This window comes from Bradyrhizobium sp. 139, from assembly GCF_023074175.1.
Classification (GTDB): domain Bacteria; phylum Pseudomonadota; class Alphaproteobacteria; order Rhizobiales; family Xanthobacteraceae; genus Bradyrhizobium.
This window is the reverse complement of sequence record NZ_JADPKS010000008.1, coordinates 129,916-142,122: the sequence shown is the minus strand read 5'-3', so window position 1 is coordinate 142,122 and position 12,207 is coordinate 129,916. Positions and strand designations below refer to the sequence as shown.

Annotated in this window: 13 protein-coding genes; 10 read left to right on the top strand and 3 right to left on the bottom strand. The window is 59.2% G+C overall.

The features are described 5' to 3' along the window. Positions 1-12: 12 nt before the first annotated feature. Complete coding sequence (locus tag IVA80_RS01645; protein WP_247424960.1) at positions 13-909, bottom strand: DUF2189 domain-containing protein; 897 nt, start codon at positions 907-909, stop codon at positions 13-15. Between the two features lie 572 nt (positions 910-1,481). Between IVA80_RS01645 and coxB the strand changes: the two genes are divergently transcribed. The 10 genes from coxB (at position 1,482) to mdoH (ending at position 11,532) form a co-directional block, all read left to right on the top strand. Further along, positions 1,482-2,315, top strand: a complete 834-nt coding sequence (gene coxB / locus IVA80_RS01640) for a cytochrome c oxidase subunit II (RefSeq protein WP_247424957.1) — start codon at positions 1,482-1,484, stop codon at positions 2,313-2,315. A gap of 73 nt (positions 2,316-2,388) precedes the next feature. Beyond that, positions 2,389-4,164, top strand: coding sequence for a cbb3-type cytochrome c oxidase subunit I (locus IVA80_RS01635; protein WP_247424954.1), 1,776 nt, complete (start codon positions 2,389-2,391; stop codon positions 4,162-4,164). Continuing rightward, complete coding sequence (locus IVA80_RS01630) at positions 4,161-4,865, top strand: cytochrome c oxidase subunit 3 (RefSeq protein WP_247424951.1); 705 nt, start codon at positions 4,161-4,163, stop codon at positions 4,863-4,865. Before IVA80_RS01635 ends, IVA80_RS01630 begins: the two co-directional genes overlap by 4 nt. A 12-nt stretch (positions 4,866-4,877) precedes the next feature. Beyond that, entirely contained in the window at positions 4,878-5,600 is a 723-nt protein-coding gene (locus tag IVA80_RS01625; RefSeq protein WP_247424948.1) for a heme-copper oxidase subunit III family protein, read from the top strand. Positions 5,601-5,609: 9 nt separating this feature from the next. Then, on the top strand, positions 5,610-6,011 hold the full coding sequence (locus IVA80_RS01620; RefSeq protein WP_247424945.1) for a cytochrome C oxidase subunit IV family protein: 402 nt from the start codon (positions 5,610-5,612) through the stop codon (positions 6,009-6,011). A gap of 33 nt (positions 6,012-6,044) precedes the next feature. Beyond that, positions 6,045-6,338 carry a GYD domain-containing protein gene (locus IVA80_RS01615; RefSeq protein WP_247424942.1) on the top strand — a complete coding sequence of 98 codons (294 nt, stop codon included), beginning with the start codon at positions 6,045-6,047 and terminating at the stop codon, positions 6,336-6,338. A 466-nt stretch (positions 6,339-6,804) separates the two neighbouring features. Beyond that, positions 6,805-6,984, top strand: coding sequence for a hypothetical protein (locus IVA80_RS01610; RefSeq protein WP_247424940.1), 180 nt, complete (start codon positions 6,805-6,807; stop codon positions 6,982-6,984). Positions 6,985-7,370: 386 nt separating this feature from the next. Further along, positions 7,371-7,610 carry a hypothetical protein gene (locus tag IVA80_RS01600; RefSeq protein ID WP_247424937.1) on the top strand — a complete coding sequence of 80 codons (240 nt, stop codon included), beginning with the start codon at positions 7,371-7,373 and terminating at the stop codon, positions 7,608-7,610. Between the two features lie 278 nt (positions 7,611-7,888). Beyond that, a complete protein-coding gene (locus IVA80_RS01595) occupies positions 7,889-9,394 on the top strand; it encodes a glucan biosynthesis protein G (RefSeq protein ID WP_247424934.1) in 1,506 nt (501 codons plus the stop codon). Continuing rightward, positions 9,382-11,532, top strand: a complete 2,151-nt coding sequence (mdoH, locus tag IVA80_RS01590; RefSeq protein ID WP_247424931.1) for a glucans biosynthesis glucosyltransferase MdoH — start codon at positions 9,382-9,384, stop codon at positions 11,530-11,532. The genes IVA80_RS01595 and mdoH overlap by 13 nt, the downstream gene beginning before the upstream one ends. Positions 11,533-11,659: 127 nt before the next feature. Here the strand turns inward: mdoH and IVA80_RS38280 are convergent, their stop codons facing one another. Both IVA80_RS38280 and IVA80_RS01585 read right to left on the bottom strand, forming a co-directional pair. Beyond that, positions 11,660-11,782 (bottom strand): hypothetical protein, encoded by a 123-nt coding sequence (locus IVA80_RS38280; protein WP_256467334.1) that lies wholly within the window; start codon positions 11,780-11,782, stop codon positions 11,660-11,662. Positions 11,783-11,882: 100 nt separating this feature from the next. Next, the gene (locus tag IVA80_RS01585; RefSeq protein WP_247424928.1) at positions 11,883-12,161 is read right to left on the bottom strand and encodes a hypothetical protein; all 279 of its coding nucleotides are present in this window, start codon (positions 12,159-12,161) and stop codon (positions 11,883-11,885) included. Positions 12,162-12,207: the final 46 nt, after the last annotated feature.

Here is a 12,207-nt window from a genome sequence, read left to right as displayed (position 1 = left end):
TTGCTGCTTTGGCTAGCGTTCGCGGCTCCACGGGAAGAGTGAGGCGGGGAAATCCGCCGCATAGCGGTGACCTATCGGCGGGCGGGGCTGTTCTTCCGGTGGATTCGGGTCAGGCTCGACCACCTTCCGATAAAGATGCCAGGTGGCATGACCGAGCACCGGCAGCACCACGGCGAGACCGACGAAGAACGGCAGCGAACCGATCGCCAGCAGTGCCGCAACAACCAGACCCCATACCGCCATAGCAACTGGATTTTCCCTCACGGCCCGCAGCGACGTCCGGATTGCGTCGATCGCAGTCGCGTGCCGGTCGAGCATCAGCGGAAACGATACAACGCTGACGCACAAGGCCGCGACGGCGAACAGGAAGCCGACGCCGCAGCCGACGATAATGAGCGACCATCCTTCCGGCGTCGTCAAAACACGCGTTGCGAAGTCAGGGATGGTTGCTGCCGGAGCGTGGCCGAAAGTTGCAATGTAGATCGCGTCCGCGGCGGCGATCCAGACCCCGAACAGAACCAGCAGGAGAATGCCGAGTTCGAGCATGGCGCCGAAGGACGGTGCGCGCAACACGTGCATGGCATCCCATGCTGCTGCTTCCTCTCCGCGCTCGCGGCGCCGGCTGAGTTCGTAGAGGCCGAGGGCGGCAAAAGGACCGATCAGGGTAAAGCCGGCGGCGAGCGGAAAGAGGAGCGGCAGCACCGAATAGCCGATCACAAGTCTGAACAGGACAAGTCCGAGGACGGGATAAATCACGCACAGGACTACGGCGTGAGTTGGGATGGCCTTGAAGTCTTCCCAGCCCAGGCGCAACGCGTTGCCCAGGTCGGAAAGGTTGATCTTGCGAACGACAAAGGCGGTAGAGACGCCAAATACGTCCAGTTTGGGTCTTGCGAATACTGTGGCCATGGCTCCGGTCTCCTTGCTTGTGACCGCAGGGGAACGGAGCGCACTCAAAACGCACGCATCCGCCTCATCCGCGAAAATCGCGATCGAGCCCGGCAAATCAGATTCAACCAGAAGGAGCTTTGCCGGACGACACCTGTCGCGACCGGTACAATGAAATTAGTCCGATGTACGATAGAAGCAAGACATAGCGCTCGCGGTTTGGTGATTTGTGCGCCTGCACACATCGATTATTGCGCTGCATCACCAAACGCCTGGTGCCAATGGATGCTCATCCGATTGCGCGTCAGACTTGCGAAGCCAGGATGACCTAGCCTTCCATTGAGCTCCTAGCCTTCCATTGAGCTATTGACGGTAGGCTCAACGGGGGCCATCCTAAAGTTCTGAACGCCCCCCAGCTCCCCTGAAATGAGCGGTCGTGACGTGCAGTTCGTGTCAACCCGTTACGTCGCAACCGGTCGAATGGGCGAGGCAATAGGTACGATGATGGCGAAGATGAAATTCGCCATCGCGATAGACGTGAGCTCCGCCCTTTAACTCGTATCCGCAGCCTTTAGTGGCAAGGATGCATAAAGATGGCTGTAGCGATCATACTGCTTTTGGTAGCGATCGCCTCGGTGCTGTTTCACATTTTCAGCCCGTGGTGGTGGACCCCGCTCGCCTCAAACTGGCGCTACATCGACGACACGATCACCCTGACATTCTGGATCACCGGGGCGGTCTTCTTCGCGGTCGTCGCATTCATGGCTTATTGCGTCTTCCGCTTTCGACACATGGAGGGAAGGCGGGCAGACTACAATCCAGAAAACAAGAAGCTCGAATGGTGGCTCAGCGTCGGGACTGCAATTGGCGTCGCAGCCATGCTCGCACCCGGCCTGGTTGTCTGGCACCAGTTCGTCACAGTTCCGGCCGATGCGACCGAGGTCGAGGTCATGGGACAGCAGTGGCAATGGAGCTATCGGCTTCCCGGAAAGGACGGCCGGCTCGGGACTTCCGATGCCCGCAATGTCAGTTCCGACAATCCCATGGGGTTGAGTCCCGACGATCCCGCCGGACAAGACGATGTCGTCATTCAAAATGACGATTTGCACCTGCCGCTTGGCAAACCGGTAAAGCTATTACTCCGCTCGATTGACGTCCTGCATGATTTCTATGTGCCGGAGTTTCGGGCGAAGATGGATATGATACCGGGCTCGGTCACATATTACTGGTTCACGCCCACGCGCATCGGAACATTCGAAGTTCTCTGCGCGGAACTCTGCGGCGCCGCGCACGCGCAGATGCGGAGCAAGGTCATCGTAGACGAAGAGAAAGACTACCACGCGTGGCTGGAGAAGCAGCGGACGTTCGTCGAGTTGTCGCAGCAGCGCAACGTCGCGAAAGCCGCCTACAAGTCAGGAAGCGAATGAAGACATCGGCGAGCAGCGCCGCATAACAGACGGCGAACTCTTCGCTGAAGAGAGAGACCAGGGAGGAATTCCAATGGTCGATGTCCCGTTTGACACCGTCGCAGGCGTCCCGCCCGCTGAAGTGGGCGAGGTCGAGCTCTATCATCCGAGAAGCTGGTGGACGAGGTACGTCTTTTCGCAGGACGCCAAGGTCATCGCCATCCAGTACTCGATCACGGCGATGTCCATTGGAATGGTTGCGCTGGTGCTGTCATGGCTGATGCGGCTGCAGCTCGGATTCCCCGGCACGTTTTCGTTCATCGATCCGAACCAGTATCTCCAGTTTATCACCATGCACGGCATGATCATGGTGATCTATCTTCTTACCGCGCTGTTCCTCGGCGGCTTCGGCAACTATCTTATCCCGTTGATGGTCGGCGCCCGGGACATGGTATTCCCCTATGTGAACATGCTGAGCTACTGGGTCTACCTGCTCGCGGTCGTGGTGCTGGCCTCGACCTTCTTCGTGCCCGGCGGGCCCACCGGAGCCGGCTGGACGCTGTACCCGCCGCAGGCAATTCTCTCCGGTACTCCCGGGCAGGATTGGGGCATCATTCTCATGCTGGCCTCGCTGATCCTGTTCATCATCGGCTTCACCATGGGCGGGCTAAATTACGTGGTGACGGTGCTGCAGGCGCGCACGCGCGGCATGACGTTGATGCGGTTGCCCTTGACGGTGTGGGGTATTTTCACGGCCACCGTCATGGCGCTTCTGGCCTTCCCGGCGCTGTTCGTCGCCTCGGTGATGCTGCTGCTCGATCGCCTTTTGGGAACCAGCTTCTTCATGCCTACGCTGGTCGAGATGGGCACGCTTACGAAGTATGGCGGCGGCAGCCCGATCCTGTTCCAGCACCTGTTCTGGTTCTTCGGCCATCCCGAAGTCTACATCGTGGCCTTACCGGCCTTCGGCATCATTTCCGATCTGATCAGCGTCCACGCGCGGAAGAACATCTTCGGCTATCGCATGATGGTATGGGCGATCGTGGCAATCGGCGCCCTCAGCTTCGTCGTGTGGGCGCACCATATGTATGTGAGCGGCATGCACCCGTATTTCGGGTTCTTCTTCGCCACCACGACGCTCATCATCGCCGTCCCGACCGCGATCAAGGTTTACAATTGGGTGCTGACCCTTTGGCGAGGCGACATTCATCTCACCATCCCGATGCTGTTCGCGCTGGCGTTCATCATCACCTTCGTAAACGGCGGTCTGACCGGCCTGTTTCTCGGCAACGTGGTCGTAGACGTTCCGTTGTCGGACACGATGTTCGTTGTCGCCCATTTTCACATGGTGATGGGTATTGCGCCGATCATGGCCGTGTTCGGCGGAATCTATCATTGGTACCCGAAAGTCACCGGAAGGATGCTCAATGAGGCGCTTGGACAGTTCCACTTCTGGGTCTCGTTCCTTGGAGCCTATGCGATTTTCTTCCCCATGCACTATCTGGGCCTGTTGGGCATGCCCCGCCGCTATCATGACATCGGCGAAACGGCCTTCGTTCCGGCATCCGCCCATGACCTCAATGCGTTCATGAGCGTGGCGGCCCTGATCGTCGGCTTCGCCCAGCTCGTATTCCTGTTCAATCTGATCTGGAGCCTGTTCAAAGGAAAAGAGGCAGGCGGCAACCCTTGGGGAGCGGCGTCGCTGGAATGGCAAACGCCAGAGACCCCTCCGGGGCATGGCAACTGGGGCAAGGAGCTCCCGATCGTCTATCGCTGGGCCTACGATTACAGCGTTCCCGGCATCGCCGGGGATTTCGTGCCGCAAAATGATCCGCCGGCCGGATTGTCGGCGCAGGGGGCCCACCCGTGAGCGCCATTATCCTGTTCATGGCTGGAATAGCCGCAATTGCGGGTTGGTGGCTCTCGCAACAGCGGCTGGCAGCCAAGCCATGGCTGGAGGAAGGAGTGATGGTCGATCTTCGCGAGGAGAGCACTTCGTCGCTGCCTCCGGCGAAGATCGGATTGGGCGTGTTTCTTGCGGTCGTCGGTTCGTTGTTCGCGCTCTTCATCAGCGCTTACTCGATGCGTATGAACCTGGTGGACTGGCGGACGCTGCCGGTACCAGCGCTGTTATGGTTCAACACCGGCGTCCTGGTCTTGAGCAGTGTGGCACTGCAGTGGGCGTACATAGCCGCGCGCCGCGACGACATCCAGGGCATAAGCGTCGGTTTGTGCGCCGGTGGAGCGTCCGCCGTTATATTCCTTGTCGGGCAACTGCTGGCGTGGCGCCAGCTGAGTGGCGCCGGGTACTTCCTGGCATCCAATCCAGCCAATTCATTCTTCTACCTGATCACCGCGGTGCACGGGCTACATCTGATGGGCGGCCTGGTGGCCCTCGGCAGAACGACGGCCAAGGTATTGCGCGGCGCCGAGGCGAGCCAAATTCGCCTGAGCGTAGAACTCTGCACTATCTATTGGCATTTCCTGCTGTTGGTCTGGCTGGTCCTGCTCGGCCTGCTGACGGGCTGGACAGACAATTTCGTCGACATTTGTCGCCAGTTGCTGAGCTAGGGAAGGCACCAGATGGCAGAAACGGCGCTGATAAACAACGTAGAACCGCCGGCGCGGCCCGCAGGTTGGCGAGGCATCGCCGCCGATTGGTCCTCGGATCAGCGCGCCTTCAAGAACGTTTCCTGGGGGAAGGCCATGATGTGGATCTTCCTCCTCAGCGATACCTTTATCTTCAGCTGTTTTCTGCTGTCGTACATGACGACGCGGATGTCCACGACCGTGCCGTGGCCGAATCCGAGTGAGGTATTTGCCCTCACGATTGGAGGGCAACAGATCCCCCTCATCCTGATCGCCATCATGACCTTCATCTTGATCAGCAGCAGCGGGACGATGGCGATGGCCGTCAACTTCGGTTACCGCCGCGACCGCGCCAAAACTGCTGCCTTGATGCTGGCCACAGCGGCATTTGGCGCAACCTTCGTCGGAATGCAGGCCTTCGAATGGACCAAGCTGATCATGGAGGGCGTCCGGCCCTGGGGCAACCCTTGGGGCGCGACGCAGTTTGGTTCAAGCTTTTTCATGATCACCGGCTTCCATGGCACCCACGTGACGATCGGCGTGATTTTCCTGATCGCCATCGCGCGAAAGGTTTGGCGGGGAGACTTCGACGTCGAAAGACGCGGCTTTTTCACGAGCCGGAAAGGGCATTACGAGATCGTCGAAATCACCGGCCTGTACTGGCACTTCGTCGATCTTGTGTGGGTGTTCATCTTTGCGCTTTTTTATCTCTGGTGAGGTCGCAGCATGACAAACGTCGCGGTACATCTGGAAGCGCAGCAACACTCGCTGCAGGCTCACGTGCATGACGCACTCGCACCAGGAACCACACACACACAGGGCCAGCAGCATCCAATCAAGCTTTATCTCGTGGTTTGGGGATGGTTATTCGTTCTCAGTACCTGCTCCTATCTCGTCGACTACTTTGGCCTCCACGGCCATCTCCGATGGTCGCTGATCCTGCTGTTCATGATGTTGAAGGCTGGCCTGATCGTCGCGGTCTTCATGCACATGGCCTGGGAGCGGTTGGCTTTGGCCTACGCGATCCTGCTGCCGCCGGCGCTGGTATTGGTATTCGTGGCGATCATGGTGTTTGAATCCGACTACACGCATCTGCTCCGGGTCATGTTCTTTGCCCAGACGGCGTAGTTGCCGTTGCTTCGTGCCAGGAGGAGGACGGCTATGACCACTTACGTCATGCTTGCAAATTGGACCGAGCAAGGCATCCTGAATGCGAAGGACTCGCCACGCCGTCTGGACGCTGCGAAGGAAGCTCTCAAGGACATGAGCGGCGAGATCAAATCCTTCTACCTGACCATGGGTGACTTTGACATGGTCGTGATCTTCGAAGCTCCGGACGACGCTGTTGCGGCGCGCTTTAGCCTGCAACTGGGGATGCTGGGAAACGTCCGGACGCGCACGTTGAAGGCGTTTCCCGAAGCCGCCTATCGGGAAATCATCAACTCGTTGGGCTAGTCGGCTCGGCGACTGTGCCAGCCGGAAGAAGTTCGCCGAAGCCGTTCTTCGATGAGAGCGGCCGGCGGAGCCGGGATAGCGACATAAAAGACAAGCCGGAAATCTTCGTCGGCCGCTGATGGATCGAACCAAGAGCGGCCCGGCATTCATCGCAGAGACAAGCCTTCCGTGGTGATAGAGATTTCGCGCTCGATTATCAGCTCTTCCGCTAGGCGAGAACGGCGCGGCGTGCTCCGGATTTATCATTCTACAAAGGGCTCAGACGCGGAACGAGTGCCGGCCGGCAGCGCGCCGCGCGTGAAACCCAAACGAAGCCGAACCGAAAATCATTCGCAGCAAGCGCGCTATCGACCGCTTGATTGGCGTCGGAAAAAGCTAAAAATGGTTCTAAGCCATAATGATGATGACTCTGACCCAAAAGCACGAAATAAGGTGGGGAAAAGTAAAAACAGCGGGAGGAAGAGAAATGGAAGCTGTACGCCGCTTGCGCGCAATGGCGTCGCTGTGTCGACAAAGCGCCGCGTATCATCCTGAGAGAAGCTGGAACCTGCTCGCCGAGGCGGAGTATTGGGAGCATCTAGCCAACGGGAAGCTTCTTGAGCTCTTCAGAGAACGCACCGCCAGCTCGAACGAGTTGGCTGCGTGAAGAAGCCTAAAAATGGAACCGCGAAGACGAAACGGATGCTCACTATGAATGGCTGACCTAGCCGGGTCTTCAGCCGCCAGAGCGAGCAGCTACGGACTTGTGCTTCGAGCGTTCAGACGCCTGCCGAAATGCTCTCGCCGCAGGCACGGCTCGGAACCTCGCAATATTTCTGCGCGTTCCAAAGCAGCATAGGAGCCGAAGAATGCCGAGAGCAAGAATCGGACCAGCCGCGGGCGCAAGCAGGATAGACCGCGCGTGGGCGAACAGGATTACAAAGTGCGATATGAGGCCACGAAGACCGGCAGGTCCTAAGCCGCTGTCGACAGAGCCGTCAAGAAGGTTGGCAACACCAGCCAAGCGCGTCGAACGATGGCGCGGGCGCTAGGATGAGCCCCGAGCGCGAAGCCGAAGTGAAAAAGCTGGCCGAAGCGGATGCCCATATCGCCGACGCCGAGCGCGCTGTCACCGAACAGATGGCGCAAGTGGAGGCCCTGCGCCTTGCAGGCCATGATACGGCAGTTGCCGAACGCGAACTCACCGCTTTTCAGGAAACTCTCGCCGTCTTGCAGGATCATCGAGCCGCCATCATTAAAACGATCGAGCAGATTGACGCAGGGCCCGAGTGAAAAGGAAAAGCCCCGGCATGAAGCCGGGGCTTGTGACGCCGCTGGGTACATCCGCCAGCGAGGTTTTTCCGCAACTGAGCGGAGTTTCCCCACAACGTCCTAATCCATGTTTTGTTCCACTTCAAAGCGGTTGCTGCTTCGGCCGCTCAAGCTGTGGTCTTTCAGACCGCACATGTTGCCGCTTGCCGGCGCCAGTCGCTGCCGTCTGCCATCGGTGGAACCCGGCGACCCCAAAAAAGTTGCTTTCCTGGTGTGTGGAACCCGAACAGGATTGACGTTTGAATCGCCGCAAGTTCTTGGAAGCCTCGGCCGCGCTGCCGTTGACGACTGCTTTTTCCCGTGGAGCGTTCGCCCTGGGGGCTGAAGTGCCCTTCAAAGGTTCATATGTGCGCGAGCTCGCCCGCAATCTTGCGGCCAAACCGTTTGAAGCTCCCGACGAGAAGCTCCCGGATTCGATCAAAGACCTCGACTACGACCGGTACCGCTCCATTCGGTTTCTGCCCGAGCGGGCCCTGTGGCGCAGTGACGGATTGCCGTTCGAGGTGCAGTTTTTTCATCGCGGCTTTTTGTACAAGAACAGGGTCGGCCTGTACGAGGTTGCCAACGGGCGCGCCGCTCCAATCCGATATCGGCGCGATGAGTTTTCATTCGGGGAGAAGATCGGCCAAGTGCCAGACGCCGACCTTGGGTTTGCGGGCTTTCGCGTGCACGCGCCCATTAGTCGGGCGGACTATTATGACGAGGTTTGCGTGTTTCTCGGCGCCAGTTACTTCCGCGCCGTGGCGAAGGGCGAGACGTACGGCCTATCCGCACGCGGTCTGTCGATCGATACCGGCGAGGCGAAGGGAGAGGAATTTCCCGTGTTCAGGGCATTTTGGCTGGAGAAGCCCGCGCCCCACGCCACGTCAATGGTCGTTCACGCATTGCTCGACAGCAAGAGCGCAACAGCCGGCTACCGCTTCACGATCAGGCCCGGCAAAACGACGGTCTTCGACGTTGAGATGTCGTTGTATCCGCGCGTCGACCTTCAGCATGCTGGCTTCGCGCCGATGACAAGCATGTTCTTCTTCGGCCCGAACGATCGCAAGGATGTTGATGACTTTCGCCCGGCGGTGCACGATTCGGATGGTCTGGCGATCTTTAATGGTAAGGGCGAGCAGCTCTGGCGTCCGCTGAACAATTCGCGTGATCTCCAGGTGAGCACGTTCAACGATCTCAATCCGCGCGGATTTGGTCTTATGCAGCGAGAAAGGAACTTCTTCGCGTATCAGGACATCGAATCTCGATTTGAACGCCGGCCGAGCCTCTGGCTCGAGCCGATTGGAGATTGGGGTGAAGGCGCTGTCGTGCTGTTCGAAATCCCGACCAAGGAGGAGATTCACGACAATATCGCGGCATTCTGGCGGCCTAAGGAGCCGATCAAAGCCAAAAGCGAGAACAGCCTCACATACCGGATGCATTGGGGCCCTGACGCTCCGAAACCCAATTCACTGGCGCGGTTTGCTCGCACCGGTGTCGGCGCGCGCGGCGATAGCAGCAAGCTGTTCGTGCTCGAACTCGTCGGGGATAGGCTGAAGGCCGTGGATCCTGAGAAGGTCAAGGGCGTGATCAGTGCCGAGAAAGCCGAGATCACCAATGTTGTCAGCCAGCCAAATCGCGAAACCGGTGGCTGGCGCCTGAGCTTTCAATGCGCGATCAAAGCCGCGCCGATCGAATTGCGGGCGGTCTTGAATGAGGGTGAGGACCCCATCTCGGAGATTTGGATATATCGATGGACACCATGAGGACATCGCCCGCGCTCGAGCTTATCGACGGCGAGTGCTACTTGCCCGCTGAAAGCCCGATCGCCATGCCGGCCTGTCGGTTCGATCGGATACCCGAGTCGACGCCATGCAGGTGCGGCGAAGGCTTTACGGTGCGGCGCATCCTCATTTTGACTGGCACAGTGGCTCTCACCGCAGCAGGTGCTTACGGGATGTACGAAGTGCTTCAGGTCGGCGGGATCACGGTGTTGGAAGGACTGGTGCTAACGCTGTTCGTGATCCTGTTTGCCTGGATCGCATTTTCGTTCATATCGTCGCTGGCCGGCTTTTTCGTGCTGCTGGCAAGAGGCCGAGATGTCCTGCCGATCGACAACGAAGGACCGGTACCCGCGATCTCGACTCGCACGGCCATGCTGCTGCCCATCTACAACGAGGATCCGCATCACGTCATGGCACGGCTGCGCGCCATGTATGAGTCGGTCGAAGCCACCGGAACGGCTCAGCGTTTCGACTGGTTTCTGCTCAGCGATACGACCGATCCCAATCTCTGGATCGCGGAGGAGCTTGCATTCATAGAACTGCAGCGGGCCTGTGGTGTCGGCCATCTCTTCTATCGGCACCGCTCGGACAATACCGCCCGGAAATCCGGCAATATCGCCGAATGGGTCAGGCGCTTCGGTGGTGCTTACGACCATATGATTATCCTCGATGCCGACAGCCTGATGAGCGGGGACACCGTCGTTCGGTTGGTGCATGCGATGGAGGACAATCCGTACGCCGCGTTGATCCAGACGCTCCCGGTCATTATTAACGCGCGCAGCCTGTTCAGTCGCCTTCAGCAATTTGCCGGACGCCTCTATGGTCCGTTGATCGGCGCGGGAAATGCCTGGTGGTACGGCTCGGAGAGCAACTATTGGGGCCACAACGCCGTCATCCGCGTCCGGGCATTCGCGCAGGCAGCCGGCTTACCGGAACTGCACGGACGCAAGCCGTTTGGCGGGCACATACTAAGCCACGACTTTGTCGAGGCCGCGCTCATGCGCCGTGCCGGATGGGGCATCTTCATGGCAACCAATCTGGGAGGCAGTTTCGAGGAGATCCCACCGTCGCTGCTGGATTTCGCGGCGCGTGATCGCCGCTGGTGCCAAGGCAACCTGCAGCACATTGCCGTGCTGCCCGCGCGAGGCTTGCATTGGGTATCGCGGCTCCATCTCTTGACCGGAATAGGTTCGTATCTGACCGCGCCGCTATGGCTACTGTTTCTGTTGCTCGGTATCCTGACCTCCTTGCAGGCGTATTTCGTTCGCCCAGAATACTTCCCCAAGGGCTTCGCGCTGTTTCCGACCTGGCCGGCCCAGGACCCTGTGCTTGCCGCCTGGGTCTTTGCCGCAACGATGGGGCTTCTGATCCTGCCGAAGCTGCTGGCCTATCTCGCTATGGTCGTCCACCGGGAGGAACGGCGTGCCTTTGGTGGCGGTACCCGCGTTTTGGTGGCAGTGGTCGCGGAGACTTTGCTGGCGGCGCTGATCGCGCCATCAATGATGATCTTTCAGTCCACGGCGGTGGCAGAGATTCTGGTTGGTCGCGATGCTGGTTGGCAGGTTCAGCGGCGCAGCGACGGCTGCCTCTCGCAAGACGAGATTTACCGCAAGTTCGCAGTCCCGACACTGTGTGGGATCGTGATGGCGGTCAGTGCGTTCGCAATCTCGGTGCCGTTGCTGCTGTGGATGACTCCGGTGATCATCGGCCTCGCGCTCGCCATTCCCGTCGGAATCGTTACCTCGTCGCCAAGGGGAATAGGACGGCTGTTTGCGACGCCGGAGGACAATCTCTCGCCTGAGGTATTGGTTAGGGCGAAGGAGCTTGCCTCGTCTGGCTTCATCGAGGCGCCTGCCGCGCTCGACGCGCTGCGACGGAACCCTGCGCTGTTGTGGCGACATATCGAATCGCTGCCGCCGTCGCGCCGAAAATCTGGCACGATCGATGTCGATCTCGCGATTGCCCGCGCCAAGATCGAGGATAGCGACAGCTTCGAGGAGCTGTTTAACCAGTTATCTGCGCGCGAGACCCTCGCGGTTCTGAAGAACCGCGTAGCTCTGCTGCAGGTGATGGAAATGACATCTCGTTCAGCGTTGGGCGCGGACCGCGCGCCTGGCTAGCGTGAGTCAGTCGATTGCGCAAATGGGGCGGTCGAATGTCGGCGTGCGCCTTGTCTCAACGATCGACGCGAGTGTAGCCGCAATCCGCGCTCACTCCGCTCAACAACCATCATAGCGGCAGGCAATCTCAGAGACGCACACCGGTCGTGGCAAACGCCTGGGCAACGGGCTGCTGCACCTGATCCAAGATAGCCATTGCTGCAATTGCGATCACAACGGCCGCAGCGCAGCCGAGCAGAAAAGCTTTCATGCGGAACTCCATGATTTACAAGCTGCACTTAATCTTACAATGCCGCTTGCTGTGATCCACTCTGACGACCGATCTGAAGCGCGCCCGTTCCGACCAGGCTCTAAGGGCCCTTAAAGACCGGGTCGGCCGAGAACGCATCGCCCATCAACCCCAAGGACTGAAGATCGGCCCTGTGCAAATCCACTTCCAATATAGCGAGAAGCATCACGAGCACGACGACGGTAGGCATGAGCAGAGGTGAAGCTTCTCCTGCCGCCGGATCTGGCGCGCTCATGAGCACGCGAACGGCGCGTAACCGTGAGATCATCCGCAGCAATGGTCCCGATCGCCCCTGCATGCCGTCTTCCTTGACGTGACGAGCAAAGAGCTGACGGACCAAGGCTAGGACTCGCGCTGCTGGCATTCAAGCAAAACAATGCCGACGC